Genomic DNA, 17,001 nt, shown 5'->3' with positions numbered 1-17,001 from the left:
ATGATCAGCCGATGATGCCCATGATGTCGGATTCCTTCATGATCAGAAGGTCTTCGCCATTGAGCTTGACTTCGGTGCCCGACCACTTGCCGAACAGGATGCGGTCGCCGGCCTTGACGTCCAGCGGGACCAGCTTGCCAGCTTCGTCACGAGCGCCGGAACCGACTGCGATGATCTCGCCTTCCTGCGGCTTTTCCTTTGCCGTATCCGGGATGATGATCCCGCCGGCGGTCTTGGATTCGGATTCGACCCGGCGAACGACCACGCGGTCATGAAGCGGGCGGAACTTCGACTTTGCCATTTTTTCTTCCTCGAATGAGAACGGTGAGAACAGTTCCTCCGTCCGGCGATGCCGGACACGTGGTTAGCACTCACCAATGGCGAGTGCTAACGTGGCGCTGAAATAGGCCGCCGACCTGCGAGAGTCAAGGCACGCGGGAACCGGCAATCGCGCGAAATTTTGCTCTTGCGGCATCGTCGCGAAGAATGCGGCGGGTACCGGCCGCAAAAGCGAAGGATTTCATTAGGTCGTTCAGCGCCTCGGCGACCGCAGTACCAGAAGCGGGCACGTTTCCGCGATCGTCTTTACTGGAATTGCATGGTCGGGGGCGCGGCCTGTCGCTGTCATGGCGACGCGAGTTCGTGGAAAGTGGAGACACCGCCAGAAAGCGCAAGTGCGTCAGAGAAACAACCGCAACTGGGTGTGGATGATCGACCGATAATCCTCGATCGTGCGCCGGCTTTCCGCTTCGCCCTGCGCAAGCGCCAGCCGCACAACGCCGCCGGCGAGCTGGAAGATCAGGAGAACCATGCGTTCGAATTGCTCGTGCTTTTCCGGCTCGAGCAAGGCGATGACATGGTCGCAGAACATCTTGGCCTGATGCCGGGTTTCGGCGATGTCGAGATTCTTGAGCGCCTTGTCGGCCTGGATGGCGTTCTGCAGATCCTGGATGGCCGGATCGCCGGCGACACGGCTGAGATAGTCGTCAAGCAGCCGGTCGGCTGCGGCGAGGACATCAGGCGCTTCGCGGACATCGGCGACAATCACCGCCAGGCGCGCCCGGCTGACCTCGGAAAACCGCTCATAGAGCATAGCCAGGATCGCCGACTTGTTGGGGAAGTAGTGATAGACGGTGGCGATCGGCCCGCCCGCCAGCATGCCGACCTCCTTCATGGTGACGGCGTCGATGCCCTTCTCGCCGATCAGCCGCATGGTCGTCGACAGGATGGCGTCGATGCGCTCGCGGCTGCGCTCCTGCTTGGGCCTGCGCCTGGGCTCGGTGGCCGTTCGACTTGCTTCCGTCATGCACCGATCTTTCGCACGGGTTCCCAAATTCCGGTTGACAAAAAATATGATCAAGTATGAATGCTGACAGAGTGTCAGCTTTTCTGCCGAGCGGCAAGGACGTTGGGAGGCGCCTTTGACTTCGACAAGCCCCGGTCTTCAGGGCGATGGCGACTGGCTGGTTGGCAATCCGACCGGCGGGCAGCTTGCCTCGGCCTTGTGGATCGGGTCGGTCGGCCTGCTCATCCTCGGCCTGCAGCCCGTCCTGCTCGGCGCCCTCTACACCGAGGGCCATGTCAGCGGCGACGAACTGGCACTGGTCGCCACCGCCGAGATGATCGCCATCGCGATCGGCTCGGCGATCGTCGCGATGCTGCTTTCCGCCCGCAATATGCGCTGGAAAAGCGCGCTCCTCCTGCTGCTGCTGGCGGTGGCGAATGTCTGGACGGCCTATGCCGCCGGGGCCAACACGCTGATGGCGGCGCGCGCGCTGGCCGGTCTTGCCGAAGGCGGCCTTGTCGCGGTCGCCACCGAACTGATCGCCCGTTCGCGGCGCGCCGAACGCATCGGCGGCTATTTCGTCACCATGCAGACGCTGGCGCAATGCGCTCTTGCCCTGCTGCTGGCGCTCTATGTCATCCCCGCCGCCGGATCGGCGGGTGGCTTCCTCGTTCTCGCGATCGTCTGCGTCCTGTCGCTCGTCGTCGCCTTTATTGTCCCCGCCGACTATGCCGACCTGCCGAAGCAAGAGAACCTCGCCAATGTGCTGACGGTTCCTTCGGTCACCGCGCTCCTGTCGGTCTTCTGCTACTTCATGTTCTTCGGTGCCGTCTGGGCCTTTCTGGAGCCGCTCGGCGCCCAATTCGGCATCGATGGCCGCACCGTCGGCCTGATCGTCTCGGCCAGCCTCGCGGCGCAGGTTCTGGGCGCGATGACGGCGACCGTGTTCGAGGCGCGCATCGACTATCGCGTTGCCATCGTGGCGATCGGCATCGTCGCGCTCGTCGCCTCGCTCGTGCTTGCCAGCGGACCTGGCCTCACGACATTCTGGGTCGCCGCCCTGGTCATGGGTTTTATCCTGCTCTTCATCGTGCCCTACCAGATCCGGCTGGCGATCACCGCCGACGAGACACGCACCGCCGTGCTGCTGGTGCCGGCCGCCCAGCTTTTCGGCCTGGCGATCGGGCCGGTCGCGGCGTCGCTGCTCATCGACGGCAAGGATTTTCGCCCGGTTCCGGAATTCGCCGCCGCAAGCGCTGTCGCCAGCGTGGCGCTGCTCGGTCTGTTTGTCCTCGTGGCGCGGCGTCGCCGGGTTGTTGCGTGAGCACCATGTCGAACAGCTGGACCAACTGGTCGGGCTTTGTCACCGCCGAGCCGCGGCTGCTTGCCAGCCCGGCCGACGCCGGCGAACTCTGCGATCTCATTCGCACCGCACCCGGTCCGGTCCGCGTCGTCGGCGCCGGTCACTCCTTCACCCCGCTGGTGAAGTCGCAAGGCACCATCCTGTCGCTGGAGAAGCTGGAAGGGCTGGTCTCGCATGATGCGAAAAAACATCAGGCGCGCGTGCGGGCAGGGACGCGGCTTGATTCGCTCATGCACATCCTGCAAGGCATCGGCCAGGGCCTGCCCAACATGGGCGACATCGACCGCCAGGCGATAGGCGGCGCGCTTGGCACGGCTACCCATGGCTCGGGGCCGACGCTCGGTGCCTATCACACGCAGCTGGAAACGGTGCAGATCGTCGACGGGCTTGGCAAGGTCCGCGAATTCAGGCGGGAAGGGGATCAGGAGACGATCCATGCCATCGGCGTCGCCCTTGGTGCCTTCGGTGTGCTCAGCGAAGTGACGCTGAACAACATCGCGAGCTACCGGCTGCGCCGCCGCAAATGGGTGCTGCCGATCGTCGACATGCTGCGCGATTTCGAGACGATGATGGCCGCGCATCGTTCGGCTGAATTCTATTACATTCCCTTCTCCGGCTACGCCCAGTTCATCGCCAGCGACTTCAGCGCCGAAGCCACGACGGTGCGCCCGACCGACGATGATGAGGGCTCGTTGCGCACGCTGCGTCGCTTGCGCACCGGGCTTGCCTGGCTGCCGGCGCTGCGCCGCCGGCTGATCCTCGGCGCCGTCGCCAAGGTGCCGGCCGAGGATTATGTGCAGGACTGGCTCAACGTCTATGCCAGCGACCGGCAGACCAGGTTCAACGAAATGGAATATCACCTTCCCTTCGAGGAGGGGCCGAAGGCGCTGGCCGAGATCATCGAACTGACCGAGAAGCATTTTCCGGAAGTCTATTTCCCGATGGAGGTGCGGTCGGTGGCCTCAGACGAATTCTGGCTCTCGCCCTTTCACAAAAGGCTCACCTGTTCCATTGCCATCCACCATGACGCGGCGAACGATCCGCTGCCGTTCATGCGTGCGGCCGAGCCGATCTTCCGCGGATATGGCGGCAGGCCGCACTGGGGCAAGATGCACAGCCTGAAAGCCGCCGACCTGAAAAAGCTCTATCCGCGCTGGGACGATGCGATGGCGGTGCGCCGCGACATCGATCCGCAGAACCGTTTCGTCTCGCCCTACATGGCCGACCTGTTCGGCGTCGAACCCAGTCCTTTTGGCATCTAGCGATGACGGCTTATTTCGCCACGCTTTCGGATGCGCTGAAGCAGGCGGGCATCTTCCAACCCTGCCTGCTGCTCGACCTCGACCGGCTGGATGGCAACATCGCCCTGGTGAAGGAGAGGCTTGATGCCAGCCTTGCCGTACGGCTGGTCGACAAGTCGCTCGCTTGCCTGCCGCTGCTCTCCCATGTCGGCAAGGCGCTTGGAACCCAACGCTTCATGACCTTCCATCCGCCGATCAGCGAGGCGGTGCTGAGCGCGTTTCCGGATGCGGATCTGCTGTACGGCAAGCCGATGCCGGTTGGCGCGGCAAGGGCGGCGCTTTCCAGAGGCGATGCGGCCTGGTCGCGCGTCTGCTGGCTGATCGATACACAGGAGAGGCTGGCGGAATATGGCGCGCTCGCAGCCGAGTTCGGCGTCGAGCTGCGCATTGCTTTCGAAATCGATGTCGGACTGCATCGCGGCGGCTTTGCCGAACCGGAGGCTCTGTCGCGGGCGCTGAAGGCGCTGCCGGCCCACAAAGGGCTGCGCTGCGAAGGCGTCATGGCTTATGAGGCGCATGCGCCGCACATACCCGCCCTGTTTGGCGGGCCGGCCAAGGCGTTGGCGCAAGCCTCGCAACGGGCCGCCGCTTTCGTCGCGCGCCTCGGCATGGACGAGCGCCACATCTTGAACATCGGTGGCAGCAAGACCGCGCTGCTTCATCATGGCGGCGCTGCCAATGAAGTGTCGATCGGGTCGGCCTTCGTGCTGCCCGGCGATTTCGACACGCCAGGCCTCGATGGCTTCCGGCCGGCGGCCTTCATCGCGACGCCGATCCTGAAAGTGGTCGAGCCGATGCTGCCCGGCCCGCCTGCGGTCTCGCGTCTGCTCCAGGCGCTCGGCCGGTTTCCGCGCAAGGGCTGCTATCTCTATGGCGGCAAATGGATGGCCGAACCGGTGTTTCCCGAAGGCCTGACGATGAACGGCCTGCTTGGCCTATCCTCCAACCAGCAATTCATGGGCCTGCCCGCCGGGGCCGTCGTTAGGCCTGGCGACTACGCTTTCCTGCGACCGACGCAGAGCGAGGCCGTTATGCAGCAGCTCGGGCCGATCGCGGTGCTTTCCAGTGGCAGGATCGTCGGCCGCTGGCCGGTGCTGCCGATGATGTAAGTGTCCGGGTCACCTCCTGATAGTTGACTTAGTCAAGTAAATAATTGATCCTGTGCCAGCAGGAGATGACTCGATGACAATCCACCATCAACCCGACAAAGCTGCACCCGGCAAAAACCTGATTGATGCGGTGCGGGCCTTCAACCGCTTCTATACCCGTCAGATCGGACTGCTCGACGAAGGGCTGCTGAAGAGCGCCTTCTCGCTGACCGAGGCGCGCGTGCTCTACGAGTTGGCGCATCGTGACGGCCTGACCGCGACCGACCTCGGGCGCGACCTCGGCCTCGACGCCGGCTATGTCAGCCGTTTGCTGAAGAAGTTCGAGCGCCTTCATCTCATCTCCAGGGTCACCCTGGTTTCGGACGCGCGGCAATCGTCGATCGCGCTGACGCCTGCGGGCAGAAACGGGTTCGCACCGCTGAACAAGGATTCGCACGACCAGGTTGCGGCGCTGCTCGATCGGCTGCCCGCGTCGGAGCAGTACCGGCTGGTCAATTCCATGCGCACGGTGCAGCGTCTGCTGGATGACAGTGGCGAGCCGAAAATCCCTTATCTGCTGCGGCCGTTGCAGGTCGGCGACATCGGCTGGATCATCCGCCGGCAAGGGATGCTCTACGCGCAGGACTATGGCTGGGACGAAACCTATGAGGCGCTGGTCGCCGAAATCCTCGCAAATTTCGTAAAATCCTTCGATCCGAAATGGGAGCGAGGCTGGATTGCCGAGCGGGAAGGCGAGGTCGTCGGCTCGGTCTTCGTCGTGCGCAAGTCGGACCAGGTGGCCAAGCTGCGGCTGCTCTATGTCGAACCTTCGGCGCGCGGCCTCGGCATCGGCAAGCGCCTGGTCGACGAGTGCATCGGCTTTGCCCGCGCCAGGGGATACAAGACGCTGACCCTATGGACCAACGACATTTTGACCGCGGCCCGGCACATCTACCAGGCGGCCGGTTTCAAGCTGATCGAAGAAGAGCCCCACCATTCCTTCGGCAAGGATCTGGTTGGACAGAACTGGGATCTGGAACTGTAGCGGCGCGTCATGCCTTGACCGGCACCCAGATCTCCAGCCCGCCATTACCTGTGCGTGCATCGAATTCGGGCCCATAGCGCTCGAATTCCGGCGCGTCGGCGATTTCGTGGCCGGAGGCCGGCAGCCAGCTGTTCCAGATCGTGTTGATCGTACGCCGGATGGTCGAGATGTGCTCGCGATGCGTGAAAACGGCGTATTTCCGCGCCGGAACCCGCACCCGGTAGAATTCCTTCGGCAGATCCGCGAAGTCGCGCACTTCGACGCCGACGACATAGTCGAAATTGCCGGCATCGTCGCCATTGAGGCAGACACCATAGAAAACGCCGGCGACTTCGCCGGGTATGTTGCCGATGTAAGGGCTGAAACGCTGCCACTGCATCGGAATGCCGGCGCTCGATTCGCAGCTGTAGCGCTCGCCGAAGCCGGCGATGAGGAAGGGGCGGCTGGTCTCGAAGAGCGGTGGTTCGAGGCTGGCGAGCAGGGTGTGGTCCATCAGGATAGGCTCCACGAGATCAAGGGTCTTGGTCGAACCTTGCGCGCGCACCAGTTCCGGCGTGGTGCCGAACTGGTCGCGGAAGGCACGGGTGAAAGCCTCATGCGAGTTGTAGCCGGCGTCGAGCGCGACGCACAGGATGTCGGGCGCCCCGCCGGCGAGCCTGCGCGCCGCCTCGGTCAGCCGGCGCGAGCGCATGTAACCCATCACAGAGTGGCCAGTGGCGGCGCCGAAGGCGCGCGTCACATGAAAGCGCGACACGCCGCTGCTTTGGGCGACGTCGTCGAGCGTAACAGCTTCCGGCAAATGGCTTTCGACAAACCATAGCGCTTTCTCGGTCGGGTTCATGGGTTCCTCGCATGTGGCGTCCTCACTCTGGCGCCTCGTTGCCCCGCCAGTTTGATCGAAATTGCGCATGGCGCAAATAGACGACAGGCCGCGCGGCCTGTCGTCTATTGGTGGCTCGGATGGGCCGAAAATTGCCGTTAAAGGGCCGACTGGTTCAACGGTAGCGCGCCTGGTTCCATTTGTGGCCAAGCAGCGAAAGGATGATGATCAGCCCGTTGAAGAACTGGACGTAGAAGCCGCTCAGGCCAGCCGCCACGACGCCGGTCTGGATGAACGACACCGTGACGGCGCCGATCGCGCCGCCGACGACGGTGCCGATACCGCCCCAGGTCGGCGTGCCGCCGACGAACACCGAGGCCAGCACCGGCAAGAGATAACCGTCGCCGGCGGTTGGCCACCAGGTGAAGTTGATCATTACGGAGAACGTGCCGGCGATCGCGGCCCCGATGCCGACGAAGACGAACACTTTCACCCGCACGCGCTTGACGTCGATGCCCATCTGCTGGGCACTGTCGGGATTGTCACCGACCACCTTCACCTGCGCGCCGAAGCGGTGGCGGTTGTAGAGCATCGCCGACAGCACGACGAAGGCGATGGCCCAGAAGATCTGCACCGGAATGCCCAGGAACTGGCTGGAGAAGATCCTGTAGGCCCAGCTGTCGGCAAGGCTGGTCAGCGAAGTCGATCTGCCCTCATTGATGATCTGGATCAGTCCGCGCAGCAGGAAATTCATGCCAAGCGTGGCGATCAGCGACGACAGCCCGCCATACACCACCAGCGACCCGACGAGGAAGCCGAGCAGCGTGCCGGTGACCAGCGCTGCCGCAATGCCGAGGAACGGATCGTAGCCGGCCTGCACCACCAGCGCGAAGACCCAGGAGGCAAAACCCATCGTCGCGGGAAACGACAGGTCGATTTCGCCGCAGGTGACGACGAAGACCAGCGGCACGACCACGAACAGCGCCACGGGAAGCGTGGTGAGCACGGCGCTGTAGAGATACCAGGTTGTGAAGACCGTCGGGTTGGCGATCATGAACACCGCCATCATGACGATGAACACGGCGAGCGTGCCAAGCGACGCCCGATTGTCGAGGACGAAGCCGCGCAGCCAATGATCGGACGGGTGCTTCCACTCGTTTTGGGAACTGCCTTGGCGGGAAATGCCGGCCGACGGCTCGTGCAGATCGGGCTCCATGGTCTTGCTCATCGTGCTCTCTGCTCCGCGTCGCCGGTGTCGTGCAGTCCGGCCAACCCGCCCGGATGCGCGACGTCTTCCATGAAGTTGATGAGGTCTTCGGCCGACTTGATTTCGCTGCGGTCGGCCGTCAGCGCCATCTTGCCGCGGTCGAGCACCACGAAACGGTCGGCGATGTCGAAAACGTGGTGGATGTTGTGGCCGATGAACAGGATCGAGCGGCCGCTCGCCCGCACCTGGCGCACGAAGTGGAAGACCTTGGCGGTCTCGGTCAGCGACAGCGCCGTCGTCGGCTCGTCGAGGACGATCAATTCCGCCTGCTTGTAGATGGCGCGCGCGATCGCCACGCCCTGGCGTTCGCCGCCCGACAGCTGGCCGACGATCGAGTGCGGCGTGAATACTTTCGAGGTGAAGCCGATCTCGCGCATCAGCCGACTCGCCTCCTCGATTTCCTTGCTGACCTTCAGCCAGCCGAGAAAACCGGTGAGTTCACGGCCCATGAAGATGTTGCGCACGATCGTCTGCTGCACGGCCAGCGCCCGGTCCTGGAACACCGTCTCGATGCCGGCCTCTCGCGAACGTGCCGCATTCCATCCGGTCACCGGCTTGCCGCGGATGAGAATCTCCCCGCTCGTCGGCTTGACCACGCCGGATAGGATCTTGATCAGCGTCGACTTGCCGGCGCCGTTGTCGCCGATGAGGCCGACCACCTCGCCGCGGTCGACGCTGAGATTGACCCCGCCAAGTGCATAGACGTGGCCGTAGGACTTGGCGATATCGCGCAGTTCTATGAGACGTTCTGCCATCGGATCCTCGCTTGATTGTCTTGCACCGGCCTTCTCGCCAGCGGTCCCGCCGGCCGGGGCCTGATCCCGGCCGACGGCTTGGGAGGTCAGCGCAGCGCCTGCTTGGCGAGTTCTGCGACGATCTCGTAATTTTCGGGCGTGACGAAACCGGCGCCGGTGTCGACGTTCATCGGCGCCAGGCCCAGCACCACTTGCTGGCACAGGCTGAGGATCGGCAGATAGCCCTGCAGGAATGGCTGCTGGTCGGCCGTCAGCTGCACCCAGCCGGCCTTGAAGCCCTCGACGATCTGCGGGCTGGTGTCGAAACCGAAGTTGAAGATATCGCCGGGCTTGCGCCCCGCCGCCTGCATGTAGGTGGGGACATTGCCGAGCATCTGGCCGCCGGGATAGCCGACCGCCTTGATATCCGGGTGATTGAGGAGCGCCGCCGTGATCACCGGAATGGCGAGGTTGGGGTCGGAAGCCCATTCGCCGCTCGGCGGCGAGGACAGCTGGATGACCTCGACGCCCGCTTCCTTCAGCGCCGCCACCGTGGCGCGCTCGCGCGCGCCGCGGTTCTCGTTCTCGAACGGGCCGATCATGATTGCCTTGTCGCCGGCTTTGAGCTTGCCGAGCTTGAACGCTTCGGCGCCGAGCGCGCGGCCCTGCTGTTCCTGCTGCGCGCCGACATAGCCGCCACCGAACGCCGCCGTTACCTTCGCCACCGGGACGTTCTGGTACATCATCTTGATGCCGTCCTTATGCGCCTCTTCGGCGAGCGGCATGATCGCGGCGTCGCCCGGATGGCCCATCATGGCGATGCCCTGGGGCTTGACCGCGACCGCTTCGCGCAATTGCTGCACCATCTTCTCCGCGTCCCACTGGGAAAAGATGTAGTCGACCTTGGGCCCGAGATCGGCCGCGGCCTGCTTGGCGCCATTGTAGACGATGGTACCGAAGGCGTCGCCCTCGGCGCCGCCGACGAAGAAGCGGATGTGGACGTCCTTGCACCATTGGCCGTCGAGCGCCTGCGCCGGCAAGGTGGAGATTGCGGCGGCAAGCGCCGTGGCGGCCGCCACCACGGTCGTCCGCAGAAGTGTCGTTCTGATCGCGATGCTCATGCACGTTCCTCCCATTGTTTCCCTCGTCAGCCGAGGGGCCTTTGAACGATTGCTTTGGCAGTACCACTTACGGCCGGCTCCTCCCGCCGGCCGGTCCTCACTCCGGATTTGGCAGGTAGCTCGCACCTCCCCGGCATAGCTTGAGATACTCCAGCGCGCGTGCCTGCCCCGTGATCTCGAGGTCGCCGCGATAGACCGGGTCGTGCCAGCCTTCGATGTCGATCGCGCCCTTGTATCCGGCCAGCCGCAATTCGCTGATCACCCGCGTCCAGTCGCTGTCGCCGAAGCCTGGCGTGCGCATCTGTACGAACGGCAGCCGGCCGAACACGCCGTGCTCGCGAATGACGTCCCAGCGCACCGTCGCGTCCTTGCCATGGACGTGGAAGATGCGCGGCGCCCATTTGCGGATCTGCGGCATCGGATCGATCAGATAGACGAGCTGGTGGCAAGGCTCCCATTCGAGGCCGAGATTGTCGTCAGGCAACTCGTTGAACATCAGCTCCCAGGCGTCCGGATTGTGGGCGATGTTCCAGTCACCAGCAGCCCAGTTGCCGTCCATCGCACAGTTCTCGAAGGCGATGCGAACGCCCTTGTCGGCGGCGCGCCTGGCCAGCGGCCCCCACACCTCGCGAAAGCGCGGCAGGCTGTCTATCAGTGGCTTGCCACGGAGCCGGCCGGTAAAGCCGCAGACCATCGAGGCGCCGAACAAATGCGCATTGTCGATGACCGTCTCCCAGGCCTGGAGCACGCCACGGTCGACATCGCCGCCCTCCAGCGGATTGCCGAACACGCCGAGCGACGACACCGTGACATCGGCATCGCCGATCGCCTCGCGGATCTGGCCCGCCAGCCGGGGCAGGTCCTTGCCACCCAGTGTCTGCCAGAAGAAGGGCTGGATGCTCTCGAAGCCGAGCGGCAGGATTGCCTTGATATAGGCGGCCGGGTCGTCGAGGTTGGCCCGCACCATGGTGCCGATCCTGATGTCGAGGAGCGGGTTTGGCATCATTGTGCTTCCTTTGCGATCATCACGCGGCGTCTGGTTTCGGCGCTCTCGATGGCGCCAAAGACCATGGCCAGGCTCTTGATGTTGTCGGCGCCGCGCGTTTCCGGCTCGGTGCCGGTCTCGATGGCGCGCATGAAATCCCTGATGATACCGAGATGGCCGTCGACGCGGTCGGCGGGATCGAGCGCCGGCACCTCGATTGGCTGAATTTTGTCGAACATGCCGTCGCGGCCCGGCACCACCGCTTCCGCCTTCAACCCGTCATGGCCGTCCCAGATCAGGCTGCCGCGCTCGGCGACGATGCGCCAGCTGCCCTCCCAACTGGTGCGGAAGCCTGCCGCGCACCAGCTGCCCGCATAGGTGAAGACCTTGCCGTCGCCGAGATCGAAGACCGCGCTGGCCGACGAGCCCTGTCGGTACCAGGAATTGGCCGGTTCCCATTCCTGGCAATGGACGCCGGCCGGCTCGCCATTGACCATGTAACGGGCGGCGTCGAATGTGTGGATCGCCATGTCGAGCAGCAGCACATGGGCCATCTCCTCGCGAAAACCGCCGAAATGTGGCGCGACGAAAAAGTCGGCGTGGATGCTGGTCGGCTTGCCGATGGCGCCGGAGTCCAGAAATCTCCGGATGCGTCTGACATTGGTGACATAGCGGCGGTTCTGGACGACGGCATGGATGCGCCCGGCCTGGCGGGCGGCCTGGACGATGGCGCGGGCATTCTCCGGGCTATCGGCGAGCGGCTTTTCCGTCAGCAGATGGCAATGATGGGCAAAGGCGGAAAACGCGACGTCGCGCCGGGCGGCGGGAACCACCACATCGAAGACCGCTTGCGGTCGGGTCTGGTCGAGCACGGCATCGAGACTGGTGCCGGTGACGGCACCACCAAGGTCGTACTCGCGAGCCCTGGCCTTCGCCCTGTCGGCATCGAGATCGACAAGGCCGACAATGGCGAGCCCGTCGATTTGCCGCGCGGCATCGAGCCAGGCCTTGCTCATCGCTCCGCAGCCGACCAGAACGGCGTCGATCATCCAGCGCTCCTCCTCTCGGCCCCTCCAGGCCGATCGTCCCGGCGTTCACGGCGTGACCGTAAACGTTTTTCCGTAAACGTTTACGAGAACACACCCGAAGGCGTAGAATGTCAATCGGCCGCCCATGAAAATCGTCGTTGCGCCTTGGCCCGGGCGGTCACCGGTGCTAGCCAAGCAAGGGGAGAACAGTCACTTGGCGTCCAGCATTCACGACCTTGCCCGTCACCTGAACATTTCGATCGGCACGGTGTCGCGCGCCCTCAACGGCCGCGCCGACGTCAATGCCGACACGCGCCAGCGCGTTCTCGAGGCGGCCAGGGCTCTCAACTATTCGCCGAACCAGTCCGGTCGCAGTCTCAGGCAAGGCGCTACCCACTCGATCGCCTTCATGCTGCAGCCGCATCCGGGTGACCAGGAATATGGCGAGCCTTTCTTCATTCCGTTCCTGACTGGATTGCAGGGCCGGCTCGCCGAGAGCGGGCTGGATCTCATCGTGGTGATGGGCGCGCCGGGCGACTATCAGCAGGAGCGCCTGCGGCGTGTCGTGGAGACGCGCCGTGCCGACGCGGTGGTGCTGGCCTGGACGCGGCGCGAGGACGAGCGCATCGACTATCTGACCCAGGCCGGCTTCCCCTTCGCCACGCTCGGCCGCAGCCGCTCCGGCGACAAGGCCTACCCCTCGCTCGATCTCGATTTCGAAAAAGCAGGCGCCGACGCGGTCGATCGGCTGGTGGCGCGCGGCCATCGCCGGATCGCCGCCATCCGCCCATCGCTCGATCTGAATTTCGGCTATCTGTTCCTCGACGGCTACCGCAAGGCCTTGCGCCGGCATGGCATCGCCGTCGATCCCGGCCTGATTGCCGACGGCTTCATCAACGAGGCCGGTGGCTACGAAGTGACACCCCAGGTGATGCGCCGCAAGGACCCGCCGACCGCCATCATCTTCAACAATGATGCAATGGCGCTTGGGGGCTGCAAGGCGCTGGCCGAGATGGGTATCAAACCGGGTCACGACATGGCGGTGACCGTCATCGTCGATACGCCGCTCTGCCGCTATTTCTCGCCGGCGCTGACTGCTTTCCGCCCGGCGCTGCAGCCGATGGGACGGAGGCTCGCCGAAATGCTGCTGGCGTCGCTACCGGCTTTTGCGGGGGCCGCCGGGCCAGAGACCATCAGGGAGGTCTGGCCGCTGGAACTGATCGCCCGCGACAGCGATTGACCATTTGTTGGTTCTGTTATAACAAAACAAACGACTGCCTTGCCTCGCCGCCGCGCGCGGCCTAGGCTGCGACTCGTGATGGTCCCCGAGCCGAAAGGCGAGGGGTGAAAAGGGAACGCGGTGAGATCCGATTTTGGGTCGAGGCCGCGGCTGCCCCCGCAACTGTAAGCGGCGAGCAAGATCCGGAACGCCACTGGCCGGCAAGGCTGGGAAGGCAGGATTGCGCACAGACCCGTGAGCCAGGAGACCTGCCATCACTGTGTTGACCGGACGGGGTGTGCCGGGAGGAAACGTGGACATCGGTCATGTCGGCCGGTCGACCAACATCCTTCCGTCGCCAGTTTTGAAAGTGACGGGAAGTTGGACGGCGCAATCGATCGTATTCACCCCGGGCCCATGCACCAGATCATCGTGTGCACCCTTTGCCGCGACGTGCCGACCGGCGTCAGGTCGGGCGAAGGTTTGCGCACCGAGTTGCGCTCTCGCCTCTCGGCCCAGCCTGACGTGGCGCTTGGTTTCACGGTCGAGGGCGTGGCTTGCATGGCGGGTTGCGCGCGTCCCCTGGTGGTGGCTTTCCAGGCGCCCGGCAAGGCCGCCTATCTCTTCGGGTCGATCGATGCGCAGGCCGACGCTGCCGATCTCGTGCGGTTTGCCAGGCTTTACGCCTCGCTTCCCGACGGCTGGTGCAATTCCGGACAACGGCCGCCGCGCCTGGCCGGCAAGACGCTGGCTCGCATCCCGGGACCCGGCAAGCTGGCGGATGGCAATCGATGACAGCGTCGCTTCTCGATGCGCACGACTTGGGCGCGACGGCGAATGGCCGGCATCTGGTCCATGCGGTCAGCCTGTCGGTGACGTCAGGTGACCGCCTCGCCATCATTGGCCCCAACGGCGCCGGCAAGACCACGCTGCTGCGCATGTTGTCCGGCATGCTCAGGCCAAGCTCGGGAGAGGTGAAGCTTGGCGGGCGACGCCTGGACAGGATTTCACCCGCCGAGCGAGCCCTGTATATCGCCGTCGTGGGCCAGACAGACCAGCCGGACCCACGGCTGGCGGTGATCGATTATGTCGAGCTTGGCCGCGTCCCGCATGCCGGCCTGAGGCGCCGCGGCGAGGAACGCGACATTGTCGTGGATGCGCTGCACCGGACCGGCCTGTTGCCGCTGCTCGGCCGGGCCATCGGCTCGCTGTCTGGTGGCGAACGCCAACGCGCCCAGCTAGCACGCGCCATCGCGCAGAAGCCCAAAATCCTGTTCCTCGACGAGCCGACCAACCACCTCGATCCGCGCGCCCGCGCGGAACTGCTCGAACTGGTGGCCGGCTTCGGCATGACCGTGATCGCGGTGCTGCACGATCTGACGCTGGTGGCACCCTTCGCCACCAAGGTGGCGGTGATGAACGAGGCCCGGCTGTATGCGCTGGCGCCGCCGCACGAGGCGCTGACGCAACATCTGATGCGCGAGATTTTCGGCATCGACGTGTTTCGCCTGCGCCATCCCACCGAGGACCGCGAACTGACGGTGTTCGAGCTTCCGAACCGCGCCGCACCGCCGTCCTGACCAAATCCATCCTTATCCGACACGGTTCAACCAAGGAGCAAAGTCCGTGAAACGCCTCGCCCTGTCCCTCGTCTTCTCGCTGCTGGCCTCGACGACCTTTGCCTTCCCCGTGACCGTCGACAGCTGCGGCAAGCCGCTGACCTTCGACGCGCCGCCAAAGCGCGCCGTCATTCATGATCTCAACATGGCCGAGATGGTCTTCGCGCTGAAGCTGCAGCCGTCGATTGTCGGCCTGACCGGTATCACCGGATGGTATAAAGTCGGTCCCGAATTCAAGGCAGAGCAGGGTTCCATTCCCGAACTGGCACCGAAATATCCGACGCTGGAGAATCTCCTCGCCGTCGAGCCCGACTTCTTCTTCGCCGGCTGGTACTACGGCATGAAGCCTGGCGGCGACGTGACCCCCGACACGCTTGCTCCGCACGGCATCAAGACGCTGGTGCTGACCGAAAGCTGCGTCCATCTCGACAGGAGCCGCCCGGCCGCCTCCATGGACCTGCTCTATGGCGACATCGAAAAGCTGGGCAAGATCTTCGGCAAGGAAGCAGAAGCGGAGAAGCTTGTCTCCGGCTGGAAGGCGCAACTCGCCGATATCATCGCCAAGGTCGGCAGCGCCAAGGGAACACGCGTGTTCCTTTACGATTCCGGCGAGGACAAGCCGTTTACCGCGGGAAAGTTCGCCATCCCCAGCGCCATGATATCGGCAGCCGGCGGCGACAACATCATGGCCGACATGGACACGAGCTGGGGCAACACGGACTGGGAGACGGTGGCGGCGCGCAATCCGCAGTTCCTCATCCTGCTCGATTATCAGGACGGCGGCGGTTACAGGAAACTGCTCGATTTCCTGAAGGCGCACCCGGCGATGAAAGAGACGGACGCGGTCAGGAACGAGCGCTTCGTGGCGCTTCGTTACGCCGAGCTGACGCCAGGACCGGCGAACATCGACGCCATCGGCAAGATCGCCAGGGCGATGCATCCGGAAGCGTTCTGATGGCTCTCGCCCGGGAGCACAAATCCGGCGCGCTTTCAGGGCACAAGGGCTTCACGCTGGCCATGACGGTGGGCGCGGTGGCGCTCGTCGCGCTGGCGCTGCTGTCGATCGCCTACGGCTCGACGCTGATACCTCTAGCCGATGTCGTCGCCGCCCTTGGCCGTTCCATCGGGCTGGATGAACCTCAGATATCGGGTCCGGTCGGCAGGATCGTCGTCGACCTGCGGCTGCCGCGCACGATCCTGGCGATCTGTGTCGGCGGCGGGCTGGGCATCGTCGGCGCGCTTTTGCAGACGGTGACCCGCAACGACCTTGCCGACCCCTTCCTGTTCGGCCTGTCGTCGGGAGCCGCTGCCGGCGCGGTTTCCGTCATCACGGTCCTCGGCGACAGTTTCGGCATCTGGACCTTGCCTGTGGCTGCGTTCACCGGCGGCATACTCGCCGCTTCCATCGTGCTCTTGCTGGTGGCGCGGGTGAGGGGGCAAGGTCCGGAGCGGCTGATTCTCGCCGGCCTTGCCGTCTCCTTCATGTTCACGGCCTTGACCAATTATCTGGTTTTTGCCGGCGACCAGCGCGCGGCCCATTCGGTGCTGTTCTGGACCATGGGCGGGCTTGGGCTGGCGCGCTGGGACAATGTGTGGCTGGGTGCGGTGGGCGCTGCCACGATCGCGGCCTACGGGCTGTGGAACCACCGCAAGCTGGACGCTTTCCTGGCCGGCGAAAGCGCTGCCGAAAGCCTCGGCGTGCCGGTGGCCCGCATGCGCAGGACGACATTTCTCGTGGCCGCCTTCTCGACGGCAATCCTCGTCTCGGTCGCCGGTGTCATCGGCTTTGTCGGATTGATGATCCCGCATCTGTCGCGGCCGCTGGCCGGTTCCCTGCATCTGCGCCTGATCGCAAGCTGCGCGCTGTTCGGGGCGGTGCTCCTGCTGGCAAGCGATCTTCTGGCCCGGACCCTGCTGCCGCCGCAGGAACTGCCGATCGGCATCATCACCAGCTCGCTCGGCGCATTCTTCGTTGTCACCATGGTTGTCCGAAACCGCCTTTGAAGACGGCGCCTTGTCGCCTTCCGGGCGTTGTTGCGCACGGGCACGCGTTCACCTGTCGCTAACCAGGATCGGGTTGCAGGCCTGCCATGCGCATTTTGCCACTTTCATCGCGATCCGGCACC

General features: G+C 64.5%; 17 protein-coding genes and 1 riboswitch. Of the genes, 9 read left to right on the top strand and 8 right to left on the bottom strand.

What is annotated here, in order from left to right:
- Window positions 1–4: 4 nt before the first annotated feature.
- Together groES and O7A70_RS14190 are read right to left on the bottom strand one after the other, a co-directional pair.
- Window positions 5–301 (bottom strand): co-chaperone GroES, encoded by a 297-nt coding sequence (gene groES / locus O7A70_RS14195; RefSeq protein ID WP_006203049.1) that lies wholly within the window; start codon window positions 299–301, stop codon window positions 5–7.
- A 378-nt stretch (window positions 302–679) separates the two neighbouring features.
- Window positions 680–1,306, bottom strand: coding sequence for a TetR family transcriptional regulator (locus O7A70_RS14190; protein WP_337140866.1), 627 nt, complete (start codon window positions 1,304–1,306; stop codon window positions 680–682).
- A gap of 115 nt (window positions 1,307–1,421) precedes the next feature.
- On the opposite strand from O7A70_RS14190, the gene O7A70_RS14185 reads away from it, so the two are divergent.
- From O7A70_RS14185 to O7A70_RS14170, 4 genes are all read left to right on the top strand, one after another.
- Window positions 1,422–2,609, top strand: coding sequence for an MFS transporter (locus O7A70_RS14185; protein WP_337140865.1), 1,188 nt, complete (start codon window positions 1,422–1,424; stop codon window positions 2,607–2,609).
- 5 nt (window positions 2,610–2,614) lie between these two features.
- On the top strand, window positions 2,615–3,910 hold the full coding sequence (locus O7A70_RS14180) for a D-arabinono-1,4-lactone oxidase (protein ID WP_337140888.1): 1,296 nt from the start codon (window positions 2,615–2,617) through the stop codon (window positions 3,908–3,910).
- Window positions 3,911–3,912: 2 nt separating this feature from the next.
- Window positions 3,913–5,058 carry an alanine racemase gene (locus tag O7A70_RS14175; RefSeq protein ID WP_337140864.1) on the top strand — a complete coding sequence of 382 codons (1,146 nt, stop codon included), beginning with the start codon at window positions 3,913–3,915 and terminating at the stop codon, window positions 5,056–5,058.
- Between the two features lie 73 nt (window positions 5,059–5,131).
- On the top strand, window positions 5,132–6,082 hold the full coding sequence (locus O7A70_RS14170; RefSeq protein ID WP_337140863.1) for a bifunctional helix-turn-helix transcriptional regulator/GNAT family N-acetyltransferase: 951 nt from the start codon (window positions 5,132–5,134) through the stop codon (window positions 6,080–6,082).
- Window positions 6,083–6,089: 7 nt separating this feature from the next.
- On the opposite strand, the gene O7A70_RS14165 is transcribed toward O7A70_RS14170, so the two are convergent.
- The 6 genes from O7A70_RS14165 to O7A70_RS14140 all read right to left on the bottom strand — a co-directional run bounded on the left by O7A70_RS14165 (window position 6,090) and on the right by O7A70_RS14140 (window position 12,058).
- Window positions 6,090–6,923, bottom strand: a complete 834-nt coding sequence (locus tag O7A70_RS14165; RefSeq protein WP_337140862.1) for an AraC family transcriptional regulator — start codon at window positions 6,921–6,923, stop codon at window positions 6,090–6,092.
- Window positions 6,924–7,077: 154 nt separating this feature from the next.
- Entirely contained in the window at window positions 7,078–8,130 is a 1,053-nt protein-coding gene (locus O7A70_RS14160; protein ID WP_337140861.1) for an ABC transporter permease, read from the bottom strand.
- Window positions 8,127–8,924: an ATP-binding cassette domain-containing protein gene (locus O7A70_RS14155; protein ID WP_337140860.1), complete on the bottom strand. Its 798-nt coding sequence runs from the start codon at window positions 8,922–8,924 to the stop codon at window positions 8,127–8,129. The genes O7A70_RS14160 and O7A70_RS14155 overlap by 4 nt, the downstream gene beginning before the upstream one ends.
- Before the next feature lie 86 nt (window positions 8,925–9,010).
- Complete coding sequence (locus O7A70_RS14150; protein WP_337140859.1) at window positions 9,011–10,024, bottom strand: substrate-binding domain-containing protein; 1,014 nt, start codon at window positions 10,022–10,024, stop codon at window positions 9,011–9,013.
- A gap of 97 nt (window positions 10,025–10,121) precedes the next feature.
- Window positions 10,122–11,030, bottom strand: a complete 909-nt coding sequence (locus tag O7A70_RS14145; RefSeq protein ID WP_337140858.1) for a sugar phosphate isomerase/epimerase family protein — start codon at window positions 11,028–11,030, stop codon at window positions 10,122–10,124.
- Window positions 11,027–12,058 carry a Gfo/Idh/MocA family protein gene (locus tag O7A70_RS14140; RefSeq protein WP_337140857.1) on the bottom strand — a complete coding sequence of 344 codons (1,032 nt, stop codon included), beginning with the start codon at window positions 12,056–12,058 and terminating at the stop codon, window positions 11,027–11,029. Before O7A70_RS14140 ends, O7A70_RS14145 begins: the two co-directional genes overlap by 4 nt.
- A gap of 193 nt (window positions 12,059–12,251) precedes the next feature.
- Here O7A70_RS14140 and O7A70_RS14135 point away from each other — a divergent pair, with 193 nt between their 5' ends.
- From O7A70_RS14135 to O7A70_RS14115, 5 genes are all read left to right on the top strand, one after another.
- Entirely contained in the window at window positions 12,252–13,277 is a 1,026-nt protein-coding gene (locus tag O7A70_RS14135) for a LacI family DNA-binding transcriptional regulator (protein ID WP_140507354.1), read from the top strand.
- Window positions 13,278–13,339: 62 nt separating this feature from the next.
- Window positions 13,340–13,547: riboswitch (cobalamin riboswitch) on the top strand.
- A 126-nt stretch (window positions 13,548–13,673) separates the two neighbouring features.
- On the top strand, window positions 13,674–14,051 hold the full coding sequence (locus O7A70_RS14130; protein WP_337140856.1) for a DUF1636 family protein: 378 nt from the start codon (window positions 13,674–13,676) through the stop codon (window positions 14,049–14,051).
- Window positions 14,048–14,836 carry an ABC transporter ATP-binding protein gene (locus O7A70_RS14125; RefSeq protein ID WP_337140855.1) on the top strand — a complete coding sequence of 263 codons (789 nt, stop codon included), beginning with the start codon at window positions 14,048–14,050 and terminating at the stop codon, window positions 14,834–14,836. The genes O7A70_RS14130 and O7A70_RS14125 overlap by 4 nt, the downstream gene beginning before the upstream one ends.
- Before the next feature lie 46 nt (window positions 14,837–14,882).
- A complete protein-coding gene (locus tag O7A70_RS14120; RefSeq protein ID WP_337140854.1) occupies window positions 14,883–15,830 on the top strand; it encodes an ABC transporter substrate-binding protein in 948 nt (315 codons plus the stop codon).
- Window positions 15,830–16,879, top strand: coding sequence for a FecCD family ABC transporter permease (locus O7A70_RS14115; protein WP_337140853.1), 1,050 nt, complete (start codon window positions 15,830–15,832; stop codon window positions 16,877–16,879). Before O7A70_RS14120 ends, O7A70_RS14115 begins: the two co-directional genes overlap by 1 nt.
- Window positions 16,880–17,001 lie beyond the last annotated feature (122 nt).

Origin of the sequence: Mesorhizobium sp. Cs1299R1N1, assembly GCF_037179655.1 — a bacterium.
Taxonomy (GTDB): Bacteria; Pseudomonadota; Alphaproteobacteria; order Rhizobiales; family Rhizobiaceae; genus Mesorhizobium; species Mesorhizobium salmacidum.
The sequence above is the reverse complement of the archived record's forward strand: the minus strand, read 5'-3'. Positions and strand labels throughout refer to the sequence as shown.